The 16,576-nt window shown below is 40.2% G+C and carries 17 protein-coding genes and 1 pseudogene; 16 read left to right on the top strand and 2 right to left on the bottom strand.

The features are described from left to right. The first annotated feature begins 184 nt into the window (after window positions 1-184). On the top strand, window positions 185-697 hold the full coding sequence (locus ACXJY6_RS10315) for a hypothetical protein (RefSeq protein WP_458768267.1): 513 nt from the start codon (window positions 185-187) through the stop codon (window positions 695-697). Between the two features lie 129 nt (window positions 698-826). Continuing rightward, a complete protein-coding gene (locus tag ACXJY6_RS10320) occupies window positions 827-1,363 on the top strand; it encodes a HEPN domain-containing protein (protein ID WP_458768268.1) in 537 nt (178 codons plus the stop codon). Between the two features lie 265 nt (window positions 1,364-1,628). On the opposite strand, the gene ACXJY6_RS10325 is transcribed toward ACXJY6_RS10320, so the two are convergent. Both ACXJY6_RS10325 and ACXJY6_RS10330 read right to left on the bottom strand, forming a co-directional pair. Further along, complete coding sequence (locus tag ACXJY6_RS10325) at window positions 1,629-1,874, bottom strand: transposase (RefSeq protein ID WP_458768269.1); 246 nt, start codon at window positions 1,872-1,874, stop codon at window positions 1,629-1,631. Between the two features lie 12 nt (window positions 1,875-1,886). Beyond that, a pseudogene (locus tag ACXJY6_RS10330) lies at window positions 1,887-2,105 on the bottom strand (IS110 family transposase); the annotation flags it as partial. Window positions 2,106-2,218: 113 nt separating this feature from the next. Between ACXJY6_RS10330 and ACXJY6_RS10335 the strand changes: the two are divergent. The 14 genes from ACXJY6_RS10335 (at window position 2,219) to ACXJY6_RS10400 (ending at window position 16,537) form a co-directional block, all read left to right on the top strand. Continuing rightward, window positions 2,219-2,863, top strand: coding sequence for a hypothetical protein (locus ACXJY6_RS10335; RefSeq protein ID WP_458768270.1), 645 nt, complete (start codon window positions 2,219-2,221; stop codon window positions 2,861-2,863). A 111-nt stretch (window positions 2,864-2,974) separates the two neighbouring features. Continuing rightward, window positions 2,975-3,454: a GNAT family N-acetyltransferase gene (locus ACXJY6_RS10340; RefSeq protein ID WP_458768271.1), complete on the top strand. Its 480-nt coding sequence runs from the start codon at window positions 2,975-2,977 to the stop codon at window positions 3,452-3,454. A 103-nt stretch (window positions 3,455-3,557) separates the two neighbouring features. Beyond that, window positions 3,558-3,971 (top strand): hypothetical protein, encoded by a 414-nt coding sequence (locus ACXJY6_RS10345; RefSeq protein ID WP_456050142.1) that lies wholly within the window; start codon window positions 3,558-3,560, stop codon window positions 3,969-3,971. A gap of 701 nt (window positions 3,972-4,672) precedes the next feature. Next, entirely contained in the window at window positions 4,673-5,557 is an 885-nt protein-coding gene (cyoA, locus tag ACXJY6_RS10350) for a ubiquinol oxidase subunit II (RefSeq protein WP_456050143.1), read from the top strand. A 28-nt stretch (window positions 5,558-5,585) separates the two neighbouring features. Continuing rightward, the gene (gene cyoB / locus ACXJY6_RS10355; RefSeq protein ID WP_458768452.1) at window positions 5,586-7,634 is read left to right on the top strand and encodes a cytochrome o ubiquinol oxidase subunit I; all 2,049 of its coding nucleotides are present in this window, start codon (window positions 5,586-5,588) and stop codon (window positions 7,632-7,634) included. Then, entirely contained in the window at window positions 7,635-8,270 is a 636-nt protein-coding gene (gene cyoC / locus ACXJY6_RS10360) for a cytochrome o ubiquinol oxidase subunit III (RefSeq protein ID WP_456050144.1), read from the top strand. Beyond that, window positions 8,270-8,608 (top strand): cytochrome o ubiquinol oxidase subunit IV, encoded by a 339-nt coding sequence (gene cyoD, locus ACXJY6_RS10365; RefSeq protein WP_456050145.1) that lies wholly within the window; start codon window positions 8,270-8,272, stop codon window positions 8,606-8,608. The genes cyoC and cyoD overlap by 1 nt, the downstream gene beginning before the upstream one ends. Window positions 8,609-8,621: 13 nt before the next feature. Beyond that, window positions 8,622-9,536 carry a heme o synthase gene (cyoE, locus tag ACXJY6_RS10370; RefSeq protein ID WP_458768272.1) on the top strand — a complete coding sequence of 305 codons (915 nt, stop codon included), beginning with the start codon at window positions 8,622-8,624 and terminating at the stop codon, window positions 9,534-9,536. Then, on the top strand, window positions 9,536-10,165 hold the full coding sequence (locus ACXJY6_RS10375; RefSeq protein ID WP_456050147.1) for an SCO family protein: 630 nt from the start codon (window positions 9,536-9,538) through the stop codon (window positions 10,163-10,165). The genes cyoE and ACXJY6_RS10375 overlap by 1 nt, the downstream gene beginning before the upstream one ends. Then, window positions 10,165-10,683 carry a copper chaperone PCu(A)C gene (locus ACXJY6_RS10380; protein WP_458768273.1) on the top strand — a complete coding sequence of 173 codons (519 nt, stop codon included), beginning with the start codon at window positions 10,165-10,167 and terminating at the stop codon, window positions 10,681-10,683. The genes ACXJY6_RS10375 and ACXJY6_RS10380 overlap by 1 nt, the downstream gene beginning before the upstream one ends. 79 nt (window positions 10,684-10,762) lie before the next feature. Further along, window positions 10,763-11,260 (top strand): hypothetical protein, encoded by a 498-nt coding sequence (locus ACXJY6_RS10385; RefSeq protein WP_458768274.1) that lies wholly within the window; start codon window positions 10,763-10,765, stop codon window positions 11,258-11,260. 62 nt (window positions 11,261-11,322) lie between these two features. Further along, a complete protein-coding gene (locus tag ACXJY6_RS10390; protein WP_458768275.1) occupies window positions 11,323-11,676 on the top strand; it encodes a DUF6787 family protein in 354 nt (117 codons plus the stop codon). 1,061 nt (window positions 11,677-12,737) lie between these two features. After that, entirely contained in the window at window positions 12,738-14,336 is a 1,599-nt protein-coding gene (locus tag ACXJY6_RS10395) for a dsDNA nuclease domain-containing protein (RefSeq protein WP_458768276.1), read from the top strand. After that, the gene (locus ACXJY6_RS10400) at window positions 14,333-16,537 is read left to right on the top strand and encodes a DEAD/DEAH box helicase (RefSeq protein WP_458768277.1); all 2,205 of its coding nucleotides are present in this window, start codon (window positions 14,333-14,335) and stop codon (window positions 16,535-16,537) included. The genes ACXJY6_RS10395 and ACXJY6_RS10400 overlap by 4 nt, the downstream gene beginning before the upstream one ends. Window positions 16,538-16,576: the final 39 nt, after the last annotated feature.

Raw genomic sequence — 16,576 nt, forward strand, 5'->3', positions numbered from 1 at the left:
GTCGTTTGATGAAAATGACGAACCATATATCTATAATCAAGAGCGTTGGACTTTAGGTGAAAGTACCTTATAACAAGTCACTTAAGTAGGACAAAAAACAGCTGGTTTTTGCTCGTGCCTCGCTAATTTTAACCAGCTATTTTATTGCCTCTTAATGAGGCGTTATGCATAAAAAGGAATCTAAATGTTTGTAACTCAATCATATATCGGTTCATCAGACCCTAGAGCCAATATTCATATCTATTACATATTTCAAGCATACGATGAGCAAAACGAATTCTCTCGTAATGTCCAGCTTGAATTGGAAAAGCTTGGCGAAATGTACGAAGAGAAAGTGGCGCTATATATGCCAAATCCAAGGAGTGCAAATAAGATAGCTGGTCAAATATTGGGTGTGTGTTTAAAACTAGAAAACAGCTTTCCAGGCCTTCTCATCACAAAAGACCCAATTGATCAGATTGAAGAGTCGTCAGATGACTGTATTTATATTCCATTTGATAGTGAAACTGCTGAAACTGCTGCTTCAATAATTTCTCAAGTTAGAACTTTGTGCTGGGAACAGCTTAGCTGGGATCATAGCCAACCTAAAAAGGTAGTGAAAATGGGTGTTATCGCTAGGTTAGGAGACGCAATGGAAGTAAAGCCAGGAGTATTTGGGATAAGGCTGGACTTGAAAAAGTTTTTCAATAAAAAATGAGCATAACAAGGCCAAGCAGTCGGACTGCTTTTCCGTTGCTTGGTTTATGTGCTTTGACGCTACGCTAGCGCACACCAATCAACTACAAGGCAGCCGCTGTTGGCGGCGTTATGTGAATATGGAGAGTTTATGTCAATCGCTAAAGATGCGTTCAATTTTGCTATATCTGATTCTGAAGAATTAATTTCATGCTACGACGCTATGAATGCGGGCGGTTGTACTGACCAACCACCGGAAGTACTAAAACGAGCAACATTAATAATGACCTTAACTGCATGGGAAACGTATGTTGAAGATGTCGCAAGTGAGTTAATTGAAGCTAAGTACGGCATGGTTATGGGATCACAAGTTGGCAATATCATTAACAATAGGCTTCGAGACCATTTAAAAATTTTTAATAATCCTGATTCTAAAAAAACAAAAGACCTATTTTTAGAGTTTTTCGGAATTGACGTAACAGAGAGCTGGATTTGGGGTAATTACCAAACAGCAAAGGATGCCAGAACAGCATTGAATTCTTGGTTAAAGAAAAGAGGCGAAGCTGTTCATCGAGCTCAAACTGACAAACAATCTACGCATATTGTTAAACGTGATGAACTTGATAAATGTATTCGTTTTTTTCGAGAGTTAGTTGATGTAACCGACCGTACATTGATGGCTTTATAATTCACATAACAGATAAGGATAGATGTCGCGCAGCCGGCATCTTATCTGGGTGTTGAACAAGCCCGAAGCCACTCTTTATAGTAAATTGTACGATTGGATTTTATGGGTGACTTAACCTTGGTTCTTTTCTCAAGGCGAGCGGTATCAAGATAAGGTTACGAAGGTAACTTTATCAATGGGTTAGCATTATTTTTTGCTTGTTAGTGTTGTGCTGACTCCTTTCGTTCTAGTGAATGCCATTATCCTTATAAGGTTTGCCTTTCGGCTAAGTCGGTCGGCTGATTCCGACACAGTTCATCTCGTGCTGACAGCACGGGCAGGCTCTGGTTGGTTTGCTCCTTACCTGCGTGGCTTTAGTCGGTATTTGATAAAACAGCGGCAGCAATAACATTTGTATCCGTTGTCGCAGCGTTTTGGCATTTCCTCGTAAAAACCCGTAATCTCTCACTCGCTGAAGCCCTTTTTTTAACACATGCTGCAAGATAAGGATCAAGAACTTGAATGGGGGCAAAGTTCGTGTCTACCATAATTTGGTTTGGCTGTCTTTATAGCGGAAGTTGACAGTGTTGGTATTGGGATACTTGGATTGAAATTGCCGAGCAAATTTTGTTATGGATGCTTTCGCACTAGAAACTCTGCCGTAATGAACTGGAAGTGCTCCACGTTATTCTTCGATATAAGCGATTTCAACAAATTCTTTATGGGCATCAAGGACGATGAAAAGTATGTTATGTTTTGACATGCTGATCTCCAATTTTTAGTTTCATTTACAAAAACTATTATGGCTCTAGCGTTCAGCTAATCCACGATTGATTGGAGATGGGGAGTAATTATGTCTATGAGTAAAGGATTAGCATGTCGATAACTAATGAAGAAAATAGTCTTTTTGGTGAATGGAAAGGAAATCGAAAAGGTTTTGTTTCTGATGGCTTAGTTTCGGAACAGGATTACTTAAATTCCGAGAAAAAAATATGCATAGTATTAAAAGAAGTTAATGATCCCGATGGAGGTGGTTGGGATTTAAGAGGATTTCTAGCTGAAGGGGCTAGATCTCAGACATGGAATAATGTTACCCGCTGGGTAAAGGGAATCAGGAGTATAAATCGCGATATACCCTGGAAAGAGTTTGATGAAATTAATGAAATAGACAGACAGACTTCTTTAAAATCAATATGTGCAATGAATTTAAAAAAATCACCAGGTACGCACACCACAGATAAAGCTTCTCTTAATAAAGTAGCTAATGAAGACCGTAACTTTATTGAGCAACAGTTTTCTCTTTATAATCCCGATATAACAATATGTGGAGGTACAGGTGACCTGTTTAAGGATACTTCAGGGCATAATGAATATGAATGGAAGAGGACTAATCGCGGAATTTGGTGGTATGAGAGAGCACCAAGGAAGTATGTCATTGCATATTGCCACCCAGAAGCACGAGTAGATAACCCACTAATTGTATACGGCTTAATTGATGCCATACGAGAAATTTACTCATAACAAGAATCTAAAATCGCAACAAAAACATCGGGCTATGTTTCGTGCCTCAATAAATTTTAGCCCACAATTTTTGTCCAATTAAGTGGGCGTTAGTTTCTATACGGAGTATCAATGTCAATTATAATACGCAAAGCAAAGAGAGAAGATTCAACTCTAATCCTTCGGTTTGTTAAAGAACTCGCAAGATATGAAAAAGCTGAACATGAGGTTTTAGCTACAGAATCTTCAATTGAAAACTCAATTTTTGGTAAAGATTCGTCTACTAAAGCCATCATTTGCGAAAAAGATGGTGAGCCTATTGGTTTTGCCGTCTACTTTTTCAATTATTCTACTTGGTTAGGTAAAAACGGTCTTTATCTTGAAGACTTGTATGTCAGTCACTCTGAACGAGGTAGTGGTGCGGGGAAACTACTTTTAAAACATTTAGCAAAGATTGCGGTAGAAAAAGACTGTGGCAGATTTGAATGGAGTGTGCTTGATTGGAATGAACCAGCAATTAAATTTTATGAATCCTTGGGCGCTAAACCCAAAAGTGAATGGCTAGGTTATCAATTAACAGGAGCAAACTTGCAAGCTTTTGCAGAGTCTTAAACATCAAGCCGGATTCGTCACAGTTGGCTCGAATTCACTTCGTTCAAAAAGTTTAGTCAACTGCTTCTCACCTTTTAACGCGCGTCAAACTCAAGGAGAATAAATGGGACTCATAATCGGGCCAGTCGTGATCTTTTGGATTGTTTCTTTCTTTTATACTTGGCGTATGGGATACGTTTTGTTTACAGGTAAGGCATTCTTCCCCTATATATTATCAGTAATCTTCATTGGGTTGCTCGGAGCATTAATATATGTCTTTGGCGGCTTGTCTACGTTTATAGGCCGCAGTGAGCTTTGGGCTTTTGAGATTCCTTGGTTCTTTCTTTTGAATAAGTATGCGTTTATTGGGTTTGCTGTCTCTATGCTGAGCTACTTTTTTGGAGGCAGTATCTTTAGTGGGGACATATCCAAGGCAGTCATTTTTATTCTTGCATTTTCAATATCATTAGGAAGTTTAGTCGGGTGTTTTAGTTCTAGTGCATTTATGCAAAAGTACGATATATCTGAGACGTACTAATAAATTTAACCAACCCACCTCCGAATAAAAACAAAAAGCGAACCAAATGGCTCGCTTCTATGTCTATCGATAACCTTACCACAAACAGTATCGTGGCTATACCAATCTCTACTCTTCGTAACTCTCAATACTCGGGGATGAACAAATCAAATTACGGTCACCGTAGACATTATCGACACGGTTCACGGTTGGCCAGTACTTCGACGCCTTGGTTTGTTTGGTTCAGCGATCAGATCTCTCGACTAAAAAACCCGCTATTCGTAAACTTGTTACTTATATTGCCATGTCGATGACGTTTGTAAGGCTTTGTAACCTAATTCGGTTATAAAGATTAACCTCTAAGAAGCAATTTATTTTCATTCTGATTACACTCCTGCCCATTATTCTTTTAAATTTTAGTAATAAAATTCAATAATATAGACTAAATCCTAACTAGTAAGTCTAGATATATAAACAAAGCAAAACCCAATATATTAGTAATTAATATTATAGATATTAGCCACTTAGCCCTATTAAAAGTATGGTTTTAAAGCTTGATTTATCTATGGATTTGATGAACTAACCTGTCATAATATAGAGTAGAGTTAATTAATTTAATTAAATGTCCATTAAAAACATTTTAAGTACCTGGACGCCCATAAACACTACGCATTGTTAACAAATAGTTTACACAGTGTTAAATATGTTAAATCGGAGAGGCAATGAAAATAAGGGTTAGCAAGAAAACAGCGCTGGCACTGGTGGCTTTAGCCATAGTTGGCTTTTTTCTTATATTGTTCAGTAGTCACATGGTGCTATTTGACCCTAAAGGAAGCACTGGAGAAGCGCAAAGCGATCTGATAATCACGTCGGTTTTGCTTATGGGTATTATTATTGTTCCAGTGATATTTATGGTGTTTTATTTTCCTTACAAATATCGCCATAGCAATACAGATGCAGAATATAAGCCCGACTGGGAGCATTCGACTTCGATTGAAATCGTTGTTTGGACCGTACCATGTCTAATCATTCTTGCATTGGGTTGGGTGACTTACAAAACATCTTATTCTTTAGATCCCCGACAAACAATCGAATCTGAAAAGCCGCCATTGACCATTCAGGTTGTTGCGATGAATTGGAAATGGTTGTTTATTTATCCAGAGCAAAATATTGCTACGGTAAACGAAGTCGCGTTTCCTGTTGACCGACCGGTAGAATTTTTAATTACCTCTGACGCCACCATGAATTCATTCTTCATACCTCAATTAGGTAGTCAGGTTTATGCCATGGCAGGTATGGAAAACCGCCTCAATCTGATGGCGTCGGAAATCGGTGTCTACCGAGGTATTTCTGCAAACTACAGTGGTTTTGGGTTCGCAAACATGCGCTTCCAAGCTCACGTAAAAGACAATTCTTCATTTAATCAATGGGTTGAGAACATTCAGTCCACAGAGAATATTTTAGACGATACAACGTACGCTGCGTTGGAGGCGAACTCGAAAGAGCAGATTAAGACGCCTCACCCCGTAACGTACTATCAATCCATTGAACCGCTTAGATTCAAGGACATCATCGAGAAACATTCAGGAGTAATCAATGGCTTATAAAGGTGATGTTTATGCTGCACCCGATCCGATCTTCGGTAAGCTAAACTGGGACGTCATTCCCTACACAGATCCCGTTATTTTACCAGTAATGATAATTGCTGTTTTAGGCGGAATAGGTCTATTCGGCCTCATTACCTATCTAGGTAAATGGAAGTATTTATGGAGCGAGTGGTTTACCTCAGTTGACCACAAGAAAATCGGCGTGATGTATATGATCGTGGCATTGGTAATGATGCTACGGGGATTTGCTGATGCCTTTATGATGCGAACCCAACAAGCGGCCGCGACTGTTGATGCCTCATATTTACCGCCGGAACATTACGATCAAATTTTCACCGCTCATGGTGTAATTATGATTTTCTTCGTCGCGATGCCTTTAGTTGTTGGTCTGATGAATGTCATCGTTCCACTGCAAATTGGTGCGCGAGATGTTGCCTTTCCGTTTTTAAACTCATTGAGTTTCTGGCTATTCGTCGTTGGTGCCATATTAATTAATGCATCACTTTTCATCGGTGAATTTGCAGCAACTGGATGGTTGGCTTATCCGCCACTTTCAGGAATGGAGTATAGCCCCTGGGTTGGTGTCGATTATTGGCTCTGGTCATTGCAGATATCCGGTATTGGTACTTTGCTAACTGGTGTTAACTTTGTCGTTACCATCATTAGAATGCGTGCTCCAGGCATGAAATTGATGCAAATGCCGGTGTTCACTTGGACATCACTTTGTGCAAACGCATTGATCGTTTTAGCCTTCCCAATCCTAACGGTAACCTTGGTGTTACTAACTTTAGATCGTTACATCGGCACCCATTTCTTTACCAATGATATGGGCGGTAATCAGATGATGTACGTGAATCTGATTTGGGCTTGGGGTCACCCTGAAGTTTACATTCTGATCTTGCCGGCATTCGGTATTTTCTCCGAGATTACCGCTACCTTCTCACGTAAACGCCTATTTGGTTACACCTCTCTGGTTTGGGCGACTGCCGTTATTATGGTGCTGTCGTTTATCGTGTGGCTTCATCACTTCTTTACGATGGGGGCAGGAGCAAGTGTAAACGCGTTCTTTGGTATTGCGACCATGATTATTTCGATACCCACCGGGGTTAAAATATTCAACTGGTTGTTCACCATGTACAAAGGGCGAGTCGAATTTACCGCCAGCATGTGGTGGACCATTTCGTTCCTATTCACCTTTACTATCGGTGGTATGACGGGCGTAATGTTAGCCGTACCTGCAGCCAACTTCTTACTGCACAACAGCTTATTCGTTATTGCCCATTTCCATAACGTTATTATTGGTGGCGCAGTATTTGGATACTTTGCCGGTTTCACTTACTGGTTCCCTAAAGCGACTGGCTTTAAGTTAAACGAAAAGTGGGGAAAAATCTCGTGTTCATTATGGACACTCGGTTTCTTTGTTACCTTCATGCCGATCTACGTACTTGGTTTCAGTGGTATGACTCGTCGATTAAACGTCGCTGATAACCCTGATTGGGCGCCTCTATTATGGTTGTCTGCACTCGGTGTAATGATCATTGCTTCAGGCATCGCCTCACAGGTGTATCAGGTGTATATCAGTATTCGAGATAGAAAACAGAACCTCGATACCACTGGCGACCCATGGAATGCGCGTACTTTAGAGTGGGCGACCTCGTCACCACCTCCATTTTACAACTTTGCTGTGTTACCAAAAATTCATGATCGCGATGAGCACTTTTACCAAAAAGAGAACGGCACTGCTTATCAAAAACCAGAACGCTATAAGCGTATCCACATGCCGAAAAATACTTGGGCAGGTGTTGTGATTAGTTTGTTTTCCTTAACACTTGGTTTTGGCTTTGTTTGGTACATATGGTGGTTGGTAGCCGTTAGTTTTGTCGGAATTTTAGCGTCTTGGATAATCTACAGCTTCCAACGTAGTAAAGACTATTACGTGGAAATTGCCGAAGTTGAAGAAATTGAAGGTCGCCACTTAGAGCGTGTTGCTCAAGCAAAACAAGAAGCCAGCGATTCTGAAGAAAAAAACAACTCGGGTAATACCGATGCCTTCAATACCGCTAAGGAGGGAGTATAGATGACCGTTACAAATGAATTACTCGATACTGACTCGGTAAACACTCAACAAGACAGTCATGATGATCACGATCATCATGACTATGCTGGAGACACCCTGTTTGGCTTTTGGATTTATATCCTGAGCGACTGTCTTCTATTTGGAACACTTTTCGCGACTTTTGCTGTGTTTTCTAACAGCTTCGCGGGTCAAGTCGATCCGCAAACGCTATTTAACTTGCCATTTGTCATGGCAGAAACCGCACTGTTGCTTGCGAGTAGCTTTACCTTTGGCATCGCGATGTTGAAAGCAAACGCTGAAGATATGCGCGGTCTCGTAAAATGGTTACTGATTACGTTTGCGCTCGGCTTTGCTTTCTTAGTCATGGAACTCTATGAGTTTTATCACTTTAGCCATGAAGGGGCGACTTTCCACAGTAGCGCTTACTGGTCTTCTTTCTATACGCTAGTGGGTACGCACGGACTCCACGTCTTAGCGGGCCTAGTATGGATGTTAGTACTGTTTGCTCACTTTAAACGTGATGGTTTTACAACCGAAAACAAAACCCGCTTGGCTTGTTTAAGCTTATTCTGGCACTTCTTAGATGTTATCTGGATTTGTGTCTTTAGCGTTGTTTACCTGATGGGGGTCATCTAATGAGTCAATCTTCTGAACAGCACCATGGCGGTCAAGCACATGGTAGCGTTAAAGAGTATAAGATGGGACTAATTCTGTCCGTCATACTCACCCTAATTCCATTTATTCTGGTTGGAGCTGAATTAGGTTCTCCACAGTTCCTAATTCCTGTCATTCTAGTGTGTGCTGTGGCCCAAATACTTGTACAACTAGTGTTCTTTCTTCATATGAACACATCATCTGATCAGATGTGGAACACCACTTCTGCTGTATTTGTTGTGGTTATTGTTGCCATTATTCTGATCGGTTCACTTTGGATCATGCAGCATTTGAATCACAACATGTTGATGGGACACTAAACGGATGTTCTCTATGTGGAAACACTATATAAGCTTGACGAAACCCGGCATTATTCGTGGCAATTTAATTGCCACTGCTGGCGGGTTTTTCTTAGCTTCACAGGGACATATTGACTGGCAACTGTTTCTTGCAGTTTCAATCGGTGTGGTTTGTATCGTCGCATCAGGCTGTGTGTTCAATAATTATATTGACCAAGACATTGACGCGCTGATGAAGCGAACGTGCGAACGTGAGTTAGTACAGAAAATTGTTCCAGCATCGCACGCTCTAATCTATGCCGTAATACTCGGTATTATTGGTTTTGCTGTACTGTCAATTTATACCACACCATTAGCAATTGTCTTCGGTGTATTAGGAGTGCTAATTTACGTAGGGTTTTATTCGCTCTACTACAAACGTCATTCTGTTCATGGCACCTTGATTGGTGGTTTATCTGGAGCGTGTCCACCAGTCATTGGTTATTGTGCGGTAAGTAATCAGTTTGATGCTGGTGCGGCAATCCTGTTTTTGACATTCTGTATTTGGCAAGTTCCTCACTCATATGCCATTGCGATATATCGATTCAATGACTACAAAGCTGCTTCGATTCCTGTATTACCGATTCAATCTGGAATCTTGAAAGCACGCACACATATCATTGCTTATATTGTCGCCTTTGCACTTGCAGCAATGGCACTCACCTATATGGGGTATGTCGGTAGCTGGTACGCATTAGGAATGGGTTTGGTTAGTCTTTATTGGCTCTATATTGCAAAAGTACGGTTCGAGAAAATGCCTGCTCAACAATGGGGTAAGCAATTAACGATTTTTTCTATCGTCAGTATTTTTGTATTTTGTATCTTAATCTCGCTCGATTTTTCAACATTAAATAGTGTCGAACAAACTGTGGCAAGCTTGGTGCAACCAATTCCTACTGGAAACAGCTAATGAGCATGAACCCTTCACGTTGGGCGATAGCCGTTGGTTTGCTCATATTGTTAGGCTTATTGTCTTTGTATTTCAACAATACGACGGTTCCCATCGGCGAAACACCAAGGTCTATCGATGAGCTTGGTGGTCGGTTTGAACTAACCAGTCTAAATGGTCCCGTTGATTCAGATGATTATAAAGGTCAAACCGTCGTCCTTTATTTCGGATTTCTAAATTGCAGCGAAGTCTGTCCTTCTTCAATGGGTGTTATGTCTGCGGCATTTAGTTTACTTAAACCAAGTAGTTATGAACAAGTCCAAGGCTTTTTTATCAGTGTTGACCCTAGCCGGGATGATTATGAATCCCTATATCAATTCTCTCAGTATTTTGACAAACGGATACTCGGGTTAACTGGCACTCAGGAAGAAGTTGATGTGGTAACTGATAATTATGGGGTCTATGTTGATATCGTAAGTATGGAATCATCAGTACTCGATTATACAGTTGATCACTCTTCACGCTTTTTTGTGCTCGATCCAAATGGCGGGCTAGTTGATGCAATGAGTCACAGTACTACTCCTACTGAGTTAGCCTCCCGTATTGAAAGAGTCGTTAAACAGTACACGGTTTCAAAAGGAAACGAATAATGAAATCCATGGTTCTTAGCTTCGCTATTGTATTTGGATCTATCCACTTTCCGGTCATTGCGGATGACCATTCAGCGCATCATGCTCATGAGCCCACGACAACCAAGTCGATGGTAGCCACTCACAATACGACTAGTGAAGTCAGATCAGGTTTAGCGATTAGCCATGTGGTGGCAAAACCGACCATTCCCGGTGTAAAAGTCAGTTCTGGTTATTTGAGGATCACCAATGAAAGCAAAGCACCAATACGATTGGTCGGTGCGGAAACTCCAGTAGCCAGCCATACTGAGCTTCATCGAATGTTTATGAGAGAGAACAAAATGGCAATGCGTAAGGTCGACGTCATTGAATTGGCCCCTAATGAGTCGCTTGAATTCGGTCCTCATGGCTACCATTTAATGTTTATATCTATAAAAGAACCCTTCAAGGAAGGACAGTCTTTTCCTTTAGCATTGATAAGTGAAGATGGCGCCCGTTATGAGACAATCATGAAAGTGGCTCCAACGCCTTCTCATTAATAATTAAAGACGATAGCTCTAATTCAAGATATCGTCTCTCTCCTAATGGTGTTACGCTCGTTGTTTATTTGGAGCTAGTATGAAAACAAAATCTACTTCCTTGGTATGTTTGCTCTCGATCGGTTTTTCTACGCTCACATACGCTCAAGAAACCTCGATGGAGCATATTGCTGCTGAGCAGGCTATCCCGTGTTCTGAAGAGTTAATAGATCTTGCTCGAGTCAGCCTTAAAGAAAACCCTCATCGGATGCTAGAGCAGAAAACTGGTATTGATGATGTTCACCTATTTAATGCTCTAGCGGTGACCAGTTATCGCGATCGAGATAGCCATGTTACCTTTCATGGTGTTCGAAATTCACTGGGAAAATGCGATACGTCGGTAACAGAAAGTTACGTACTGCAAACTCCCTGCTCGGATGCCAGACATGAAGCGTTCAGTAAGTGGACATTTGAAGGCAAGTTAAACGAGCGCACCGTCGTACTAGAGAGTAAAAGAACGCCCGGGAAAGAAGCCTTTTTAACCGATCAGTTTTCGACATTGTGCTTGGTTACAACTCGGCAAGTTGTGAACAACTAACGATTGATTAACGGATACTATTCATGTTGTAAACAAGTGTCCCAAAACAAAGATGAATCTATATGAATAGTGAACCCAAACTCGCCTCAAAACCCGAAAGTAATGGTTGGGCAGCAAAGCTCAAAACCAAGTGGGGAGTCGAAAGTCACCTTCAATTTTGTATTATTTTAATTGTATTTTCGATTACCGGATCCGTTACTGGTTGGTGCGTCGTTCAGTACTTTTCCTGGTTTGGGATTGAGAGTGAGTCGCACACACTTTTAAAAGTAATCCCGTATGTTTTGGGCTTTTTCACCTATCAATTACTGCTGCTGATTTTTGGGTCTATTAGTGGTCAGTTTCGTTTTTTCTGGAAGTTTCAAAAAAAAACAATTGGCCGTATCGCTCAACTCGTCTTGCGCTTTAAAAGAAAATAATAGGGGAGTGCTCGCTAGCTAGCGACACACTTGCAAACCAAACGGTTCGCTTTTATGTCTATCGCTAGTCTCACCACACCGTGTTGTGGCGTTACTGATCACAGATAACTAAGATTTAAACTTGCTAACTTTCTGTATCAATCGTTTGGAAATCACGTTAAGGATAACCAAGTTGGAAACTTTTGGTAATTTGGGTATCTGGTTGAACTTCGTAGCGATAACTAAAATGGAAACTAAGAGGGAGTAGTGATTAGTCTGTTTTAGCTTCCATACAGCGAAACCGACACTGTTTGATATAGTTAAGTTAATGAGAACATTATTGAGAATTGGCCTGCTAGAGTTTCACTTTTTGTGGCACTCTCTTTCAAACCACTTATTCTGATGTTTTTCGCAAACTAGCTTCTTAATCTGATACTTTTCCCTTTAGCTACATTTACTCTGATGTTTTTCTCAGGTAAGCGCAGAAAGATTTATCAGTATGGCATGGGAACTAGAGTTTACTATCTGCTCATTGATAACTGAGCATACATCAGAGGGCTACTTGGATGTGTGTAGAGACCGAGCTAAGAGTAGAGGCATAGATGTCTTTAATCTGAACTTTAATGAGTATGAATCCCCCCTAGCTGCTTTCGCAGCAGAAGAGAATCGAGAACTGGTTGCTACTTTGGAAGGTTGTAGACGCAAGACACTTGTCATCTTTGAAGGAGCTGACGCGCTGGCACCTTTGGAGTGTAATGAAACATTTTGGTTAAGATCTTTACTGATCAATAGTAATGTTATTGGGCTTGTTGTTGTTTTCTTGGTTACGAATGAGGGGAAGGTAAGGTTATTTCAGAATAGTGAGGGAGCGTTCTATCTAGATTGCCTGCACTTGGACTAGAAATCGCTCTTGTAGATCTATCCAATCGAAGCGGATGAAAGTTACGCATATTGATGTGTAGTAATTTGATTTATGAGAAGAACACATTCTTACTTTATACATCTGTATGCATTAACAAATAGACTTATCAAATATAAGGGATAAAATGAGTCAAACTGGTAAATGACAGCAGAATACCTTTATGTATCAGATGGATGAGAATAATGGCGGTGGAGTCGGGGCTAAGAAAGGTTTTTTCTTTCAAGACTACGTAGCAACTTTGTTTGCTTCGGAGATGCTCCTTGATAATCGAATTAGTGGAGTTGGCTGTGAAGTCGGAGATGACATAGAACTTTTTCACCCAAAGAACATTGTCACACACGTACAGGTAAAAACAGGTACTGTAGACAACGGGTGGAATTTGAAAGAGTTAAAAGAGTGTCGCAACTTCACTCAAGATAAGAAACCAAAACGTTACTCATCTGTATTACACAAGAGCTTGGAGCTAGACAAAGATACTAACCTAGTAAGCAAGTTTATGATGGTCACTGATCGTGTAGTAAAAGGGCCTTTAAGCTTTTTAGAGATACCTTTAGAGAACAGAGCGGCTAAGACTGGGCGGGAACAATTAGTTAAGTCAATCAACTCAGCATTAGGAAAAAACTTTACCTCTAAGAATGGTAATAGAGGTGATTATTGGGTTGATAACACGGTATGGCGCGTATTTTGTTCTACAGAGCTGGTTGTCCTGCAAGTTGAGCACAATTTACGAGCTGCAAGTGAAGAGTTATTAAACTGCGTACTTACAAATGAATCAGTGAGACAACTCGGTGAAATCTTATGCAATAGAATTTATGGAAAGAGTCAATTGTGTAAGAAAACTTGTTCAGTCCAAGATAAGACTCTATCTCGAAATGAGGCTATCGACTTATTACGCGATTTTGCTTTGAAGAATGCTTTATTACCCAAAGCTTATCCTGACATCGACTTGCCAGATATAGTTACTCCGTTGTTTGATGAACGTGTTGAGAATCGAAGAAAGCGAGGATTCGTACAAGGATTCAATTTTAATGCATATAGGTATGACCATGTGGTAGACATGCTTGTCGATTGGGTTGACGAAGTATTTCTCAGGCCGTCGGAACTTACGGCTAATTCTCAAGCAATAAGCAAGTCGATTGATCTTCGCTCTAGGATTGCGCAGTTCGATTTAAAAGTCGTTACGTCTAGAACAATCTTGAACAGCATTATGAGAAAGCAGCATGTCTCACAGCCAATACCCATGGTGATGTTTGCTGCAAATAATGCTAAATGCCTGAAGTTTGACTCTGTACATATAGTGCGTGGAAATGATAACAACCATGAACTGTGGATAGGCGTCACTGAATTTATAGAGAATAGCGATGACATTTTTGAAGTCATCGAACGATTGTGTGAGAAGATGAATGAACTAGTGTTTATTGATATGGACAAAGACCGACAAATAATTTTGGAAGGTAAAGATGATAAGTATCTGTTTAAGCATGATATTGATACCATTCTAGATACTTCAAATAGTTTCTCTTCTCATCTAGAACGATTCAAGTTTGTTGTTTTTATTTCTTACAGGTTGCCTTCATATGACTACACAACTAGTGAGGGCGATTTAACCCAAGAAATAAAAGACAAAATCAAATATATGTATGATTCAATGATTTCCAAGAATGCTTTCTTCAATCAAATTCGTCTAGGGTTCTATGTTTTCCCGACCCCGTGTAACGATACGATATTAAGCAAATTGAAAGGCAAGATATCTTCATGAGCATTGATGTTAAAGATAGTATCAACCCAATTGTTTACCTAAAAACTGCTTCAGAGCTCCTATCTAATCCAATAAGTACTGCAAGTGGCCGTGATATGGTGATAAGAGCCTTAGATGAGAGGAAGAAGTATCACCGCTACGACTCAATTCTTAAGCATCTAGTTAAGAAAGCAGGATTGTTTCCTTACCTTCAGAGTGAATTTGATGAGCATGATCTTGAAGACATTGTAACAATCGAAGCAAACAAACCTGTAGCAGGGAATGATATTGTGTTTCATGCTACTCAGACACGGGTTTTCAATCAGTTGCGTGATGGTAAAAACGTTGTGCTGAGTGCTCCTACAAGTATGGGTAAAAGTGAAATACTAGCAAATATGCTCAGTAATGATAGATATCATACGGTTGTTCTAATAGTCCCTACTATTGCGCTCATTGATGAGACAAGAAAAAAGTTGGCAACCTCATTGGATGGTCTATATCGGATTATTCACCATAACAGTCAACACTATGATGATACCGTACCTACAATTTTCGTTCTGACTCAGGAGAGAGCCAACCAAAGGGGTGATATCGAGAATGTGGATCTTTTCATCATTGATGAGTTCTATAAGTTGGGCTTTAAGTACAATAGTGAAGGCTTTCTGAAGTATGACGAACGAGCCATATCTCTAAATATTTCTCTGTCTCAGCTACTTAAGAAGTCTAAGCAGTGGTTCTTTATTGGGCCTAATATAACGAACGTTAGAGGCTTATCGCGTTTAGTTGGAGACTTTACTTTTATTTGTAGCGACTTTCGGACTGTGTCAGTGGATGTTAAGGACTATGATATTGCTGCAAGCGATGCCGAAATGAAGAAAAAAGTACTGCTACAGATTTTAAAAGAGTGCGAGGGAGAAAAGACGATAGTCTACTGCCGTTCTCCAAAATCCGCCAATAAACTAGCTCAGTTATTGATGACTGAAGGAGAATTTGAAGAACAGTTCGAGGGTGAGTTTATCGATTGGTTGTCGAAAACTTATGACTCTAGATGGAACTATTGTAAAGCTCTGAAGCATGGAGTTGTATTACATCATGGTGTATTGCCACGAGCGTTGCAGCACTTCTCTGTTGATATTTTTAATCGGTCAAGAAGGCACAATGTCTTAATCTGCACTTCAACAATAATAGAAGGAGTAAACACCCGAGCTAAGAATGTTGTTATATACGAAAACTATAACGGGCTTGAGAGCATAGATAAATTTACGCATAACAACATCAAAGGCAGAGCTGGGAGGATGTATAAGCATTTTGTGGGTAGAGTTTATTGTCTGCAATCTCAACCAGACGATGACGCCTCTGACGAGTTGGTTATTCCAATTGGAGATGAGGACAGTGAATGCCCGTTGAACTTATTGGGTTCAATAGATCGTGAGCACTTATCTTCTGGAGGTTTAGAAGCATGGGAACGTTTCAGTCAAGAAACCGATATTCCTACAGAGATAATCCGCAACAATTCTTCATTTGAGGTAGAGAAGATAGAGTGCTTGTTAAGGGCTATAGAGAATGTTCAGCTCTCTGATTTTGAACTGTATAAGCAGTTGAATTTTTTTAAGCTACCAACCACAGATGCTTTGTACTTTATTATGGAACAGTTTATTGAAGCTAGGAAAAAAGTACTTACAAGGAATGGTTTTTCCGTAACGCCAAAAGACGGAAAAGATCCTGTAACAAGTATTTGTGGGAAGTTTCGTGCATTTTTAGCGGCTGACTCCGTTGAGCATTACCTCAAGCAACAAATGGAATGGATACACAAACAACTCCTAGAAGATGATTGTCCTCAAAATGAGTTTGATGAGCAAATGTCAGGTGTAATTGATGATGAGCTCAAAATAATCTCAAATGTCTATGGGTTTAGCTTCCCGAACTTTTTGTCATTATTTGCTGATATTTTGTATTTCTTGAATAAGAAAGAAAGTACAGGCTTAACCTTTGATTACAGTCACATAATCAGTGACATGGAAAATCAGAAGCTTACGGCGGGCTATGCAGCTATTCATGAAATGGGTGTACCCCATCAAACACTCAAACTTCTTCGGGAAAAGTTGATAGATGTAGATGAGGCATCTGTGGATGATATTAGTCTTGCAATTAAAACAGCCCAGCCCTTAATCGAGTCTTTCAGCCGAGTAGATAGATACTTCATTAAAGCAGCAAAGTTGTAGTAAAAGCAGAGCTACAAATTTAGTTTAGAAAGAACTTTT

The organism is Vibrio phycocola (assembly GCF_054404255.1).

Bases quoted from the DNA above. Each gene is read 5' to 3' on its own strand.
- ACXJY6_RS10315 (WP_458768267.1), top strand. From the start codon at position 185: ATGTTTGTAACTCAATCATATATCGGTTCATCAGACCCTAGAGCCAAT.
- ACXJY6_RS10320 (WP_458768268.1), top strand. From the start codon at position 827: ATGTCAATCGCTAAAGATGCGTTCAATTTTGCTATATCTGATTCTGAA.
- ACXJY6_RS10335 (WP_458768270.1), top strand. From the start codon at position 2,219: ATGTCGATAACTAATGAAGAAAATAGTCTTTTTGGTGAATGGAAAGGA.
- ACXJY6_RS10340 (WP_458768271.1), top strand. From the start codon at position 2,975: ATGTCAATTATAATACGCAAAGCAAAGAGAGAAGATTCAACTCTAATC.
- ACXJY6_RS10345 (WP_456050142.1), top strand. From the start codon at position 3,558: ATGGGACTCATAATCGGGCCAGTCGTGATCTTTTGGATTGTTTCTTTC.
- cyoA (WP_456050143.1), top strand. From the start codon at position 4,673: ATGAAAATAAGGGTTAGCAAGAAAACAGCGCTGGCACTGGTGGCTTTA.
- cyoC (WP_456050144.1), top strand. From the start codon at position 7,635: ATGACCGTTACAAATGAATTACTCGATACTGACTCGGTAAACACTCAA.
- cyoD (WP_456050145.1), top strand. From the start codon at position 8,270: ATGAGTCAATCTTCTGAACAGCACCATGGCGGTCAAGCACATGGTAGC.
- cyoE (WP_458768272.1), top strand. From the start codon at position 8,622: ATGTGGAAACACTATATAAGCTTGACGAAACCCGGCATTATTCGTGGC.
- ACXJY6_RS10375 (WP_456050147.1), top strand. From the start codon at position 9,536: ATGAGCATGAACCCTTCACGTTGGGCGATAGCCGTTGGTTTGCTCATA.
- ACXJY6_RS10380 (WP_458768273.1), top strand. From the start codon at position 10,165: ATGAAATCCATGGTTCTTAGCTTCGCTATTGTATTTGGATCTATCCAC.
- ACXJY6_RS10385 (WP_458768274.1), top strand. From the start codon at position 10,763: ATGAAAACAAAATCTACTTCCTTGGTATGTTTGCTCTCGATCGGTTTT.
- ACXJY6_RS10390 (WP_458768275.1), top strand. From the start codon at position 11,323: ATGAATAGTGAACCCAAACTCGCCTCAAAACCCGAAAGTAATGGTTGG.
- ACXJY6_RS10395 (WP_458768276.1), top strand. From the start codon at position 12,738: ATGTATCAGATGGATGAGAATAATGGCGGTGGAGTCGGGGCTAAGAAA.
- ACXJY6_RS10400 (WP_458768277.1), top strand. From the start codon at position 14,333: ATGAGCATTGATGTTAAAGATAGTATCAACCCAATTGTTTACCTAAAA.